The 3,773-nt window shown below is 70.8% G+C and carries 2 protein-coding genes; both read right to left on the bottom strand.

Annotated elements, in window-relative coordinates:
* Positions 1-511 precede the first annotated feature (511 nt).
* Positions 512-883 carry a pyridoxamine 5'-phosphate oxidase family protein gene (locus ACFW2E_RS18270; RefSeq protein WP_384467554.1) on the bottom strand — a complete coding sequence of 124 codons (372 nt, stop codon included), beginning with the start codon at positions 881-883 and terminating at the stop codon, positions 512-514.
* Positions 880-3,627, bottom strand: coding sequence for a bifunctional acetaldehyde-CoA/alcohol dehydrogenase (adhE, locus tag ACFW2E_RS18265; RefSeq protein ID WP_384467552.1), 2,748 nt, complete (start codon positions 3,625-3,627; stop codon positions 880-882). The genes ACFW2E_RS18270 and adhE overlap by 4 nt, the downstream gene beginning before the upstream one ends.
* Positions 3,628-3,773 lie beyond the last annotated feature (146 nt).

The following is a 3,773-nucleotide window of genomic DNA, read 5'->3' as shown; positions in this document are numbered from 1 at the left end:
GGGGCGCGTGTGGTGTCCCTCACCCCCCCCGCGCGGGTCACCCCCTCGTCGCGGCGGGCGCGGCGGGGGCCCCCCCCGCCGCGCTGGGCGCCCCCGCCCCGGTCGCGCAGGGTTGCCGTACGCGGACTTGATGACCACAGGGGCTGTCAGACCACCTCGCGCCGGCATCACTGCCAAGCCGGCAGCAACGGCACCGTGCCCCGCGGGAGTTCGCCGACACGGACCGGGAACGCCTCCTGCCGGCCGTCCACGACCGCGTGTTCGTCGTGCGAAGCCACCGAAGCCGTCTGAAGAGTGTCGAGCGGGAAGACCCCTTCGCCCCGATGGCCACGCCGGCGGCGTCGTCGCCCGGGAGGTCGCCGTGGCGACTCGTTCGCAACACCTCGCGTGACAGCACCTGCGAGGTCCTTTGGTCGACGAACCACACGTCGCCTGCGGCGGGCTGGAACACCACACGCTCATCCCCGGGGGCGGAGGCGAACTCTTCGCAAGCGCTGGGCAACGGCGCCGGTCATGCGGTGCGACTCGCCCTCCCCGGACCGGAGCCCCTGGAGGAACGATCATGCGCGACGGGCGTTTCCTCGCGGGCCGGCACGCTCGCCGTCGCGCTCCTGCCGAGGCGGGTGTCCGGGTCGATGGCGTCGGCCCAGTGGGCGGTGACCGCACCGGATGCGCCGTCGCACCCGGAGCGGAAGGCCAGTGCCGCCCCCTCGTGGATGCGGATGACGATGCCGCCGTCGTCCAGGACGTGGTTGACCGGGCGGACGGCCGGCAGCGCGTGCGGGGTGAAGACGGTCCTCCCCAGGGACGCACTGCCCAGCGCTTGCAGTGCCTGAGCGCTGTCGAGGGAACCGGCGGATGTCCCTGGGGAATCGTCACTCACTGCGCTACGTCTGCCGACCGCTCTTCCGCCGCGTCGGCTGCCGCTGCGCTGTCTGCTGCGGCGTCCTCGCCCTGCATTCCCGCGATGCCCGCACGGCCGTGGTACGCCGTACGCATGATCCCCTCCATGTCGGCGAGCATGGGCATGCGCGGGTTGGCGGGCGCGCACTGGTCCTCGTAGGCGTTGAGCGCCTGCTGGGGCAGGGCGTCGAGGAACGCGCGCTCGTCGACGCCGAGGGCCTGGAAGGAGGGCTCGATGCCCACCGCGTCCCGCAGCCGCTCCACGGCACGGGCGAGGGACTCCACGCCCTCGGCCGGGGTGGCCGCGGGCAGGCCCAGGGTGCGGGCGATGTCCTGGAAGCGTTCGGGGGCGCGGTAGTTCTCGTACTTGGGCCAGCCCGTCAGCTTCGTCGGGACGGTGCCGTTGTAGCGGATGACGTGCGGCAGCAGCACGGCGTTGGTGCGGCCGTGCGCGATGTGGAAGGTGGCGCCGAGGGTGTGGGACATGGCGTGGACGATGCCGAGGAAGGCGTTGCCGAAGGCCATGCCCGCGATGGTGCCGGCATTGTGCATCTTCTCCCGGGCCTCGGCGCTGCCCGCACGGTTGTTCACCGCCGCCTCGATGTTGTCGAAGATCAGGCGGATCGCGTGCAGGGCCAGGCCGTCGGTGAAGTCGCTGGCGTAGACGGACACGTACGCCTCGATGGCGTGGGTGAGGGCGTCGAAGCCGCTGTCGGCGGCCAGGGCCGGCGGCAGATCAGCGGTCAGCAGCGGGTCGACGATGGCCACACTCGGGGTGAGCGCGTAGTCGGCCAGCGGGTACTTCTTGCCCGTCGCCGGGTCGGAGATGACCGCGAACGGGGTGACCTCGGCGCCGGTGCCGGAGGTGGTGGGGATGCACACCAGCCGGGCCAGCTTGCCCAGGACGGGGAAACGGAAGGCGCGCTTGCGGATGTCGGAGAACTTCTGCCGCATGTCCGCGAAGTCCAGGTCCTTGCCTTCGGCCTGCTGCTCGTACAGCAGCCACATCACCTTCGACGCGTCCATCGGCGAGCCGCCGCCGAGCGCGATGATCGTGTCCGGGCGGAAGTCCCGCATGAGGCGGGCACCGTGCTGCACGGAGTCAATGCTGGGCTCGGGCTCGACGTTGTCGATGATCTGCAGCGTCACGGGCTGGGGGCGGCGTTGCAGGACGCGGGAGACGCGGTCGACGAAGCCGAGGCGGGTCATGGTCGCGTCGGTGACGATCGTGACGCGGTGGACGTCCGGCATGGAGGCGAGGTAGCGGATGGCCTGCGGCTCGAAGTAGATCTTCGGCGGGACCTTGAACCACTGCAGGTTGTTGCGGCGCACCGAGACGCGCTTGACGTTCAGCAGTTGGGCGGCGGAGACGTTGTTGGACACCGATGTGCTGCCCCAGGAGCCGCAGCCCAGGGTGAGCGAGGGAAGCAGGCTGTTGTAGATGCCGCCGATCGCCCCTTGCGAGGAGGGGGAGTTGACGATGATCCGTACGGTCTTCACCCGCATCCCGTACGCCTCGGCCACCGTGGTGTCCTCGGTGTGGATGACAGCGCTGTGGCCCTGTCCGTGGAAGGCGACCATGTCGGCGGCCAGATCGAAGCCCTGCTGCGCCGAGCGGGCGCGCAGCACGGCGAGCACGGGGCACAGCTTCTCCCTCGTCAACGGCTCGTCCGGGCCGACCCGGTCGGCCTCGACCAGGATGACCGAGGTGCCGTCCGGTACGGTGAAGCCGGCCTGCTCGGCGATCCAGGCCGGGCTCTGCCCGACGGCCGCCGCGTTGACCTTGGGCTCGCAGCCCTTGTTGGACGTGTCCGCGGGGAAGAGGAACGCCTCCAGCTTGGCCTTCTCCTCGGCGGTGGCCTGGTGGGCGTGCAGGGTGCGGAACTCGGCCAGCGCGGCGTCGTAGATCTCGTCGTCCAGGATGACGGCCTGCTCGGAGGCGCAGATCATGCCGTTGTCGAACGACTTCGACAGCACCAGGTCGTTGACGGCCCGGCGCAGATTCGCGCTCTTGTGCACATAGGCGGGGACGTTGCCGGCGCCGACGCCGAGCGCGGGCTTGCCCGCCGAGTAGGCGGCCTTGACCATCGCGTTGCCGCCGGTGGCGAGGATCATGGAGACGCCCGGGTGGCGCATGAGCGTGCCGGTCGCCTCGACCGACGGGGTCTCGATCCACTGGATGCAGTGCTCCGGGGCTCCGGCGGCGACGGCGGCGTCGCGCACGATCCGGGCCGCCTCGACGCTGCAGCGCTGGGCGGAGGGATGGAAGGCGAACACGACCGGGTTGCGGGTCTTCAGCGCCATCAGCGCCTTGAAGATGGTGGTGGAGGTCGGGTTGGTGACCGGGGTGATCGCGCACACCACCCCCACCGGTTCGGCTATCTCGACCATGTCGTCGATGTCGTCACGGGCGATGACCCCGACGGTCTTCATCCGGCCCATGCTGTGCGTGACGTGCTCGCACGCGAACATGTTCTTGGCCGCCTTGTCCTCGAAGACACCGCGTCCGGTCTCTTCCACCGCCAGGCGGGCCAGCGCGGTGTGCTGGTCCAGGGCGGCGACCGAGGCCTTCTTGACGATGTGGTCGACCTGCTCCTGGTCGAGGGCCTCGTAGTCGGCCAGCGCCTTGAGCCCGTTCGTGACCAGTCGGTCCACCGCGACGGCGGTCTCGGACGGAGCGCCTCCCGGGGTGGCGGCGCGGGTTCGGGCGTCGTGTCGGGTCATGGGGAGTGCGCCTCCGTTGTCGAGGTCGTGAGCCGGAAGACCGGCAGCGTGCCGTACGGGGAGCGGTACCTCGGGGGATCGGTACCGCTCCTGCCACCACCGTCTCGCACGCGCATGCCGCCCTGCAGGCGCCGAAGGTCCCGGCC

Source organism: Streptomyces sp. NPDC058964, from assembly GCF_042741275.1.
Classification (GTDB): domain Bacteria; phylum Actinomycetota; class Actinomycetes; order Streptomycetales; family Streptomycetaceae; genus Streptomyces.
This window is presented reverse-complemented; position numbering and strand designations above follow the sequence as displayed.

What these genes read in the sequence shown, in the direction of transcription:
- adhE (WP_384467552.1), bottom strand. Translation starts at nt 3,627, where the DNA reads ATGACCCGACACGACGCCCGAACCCGCGCCGCCACCCCGGGAGGCGCT.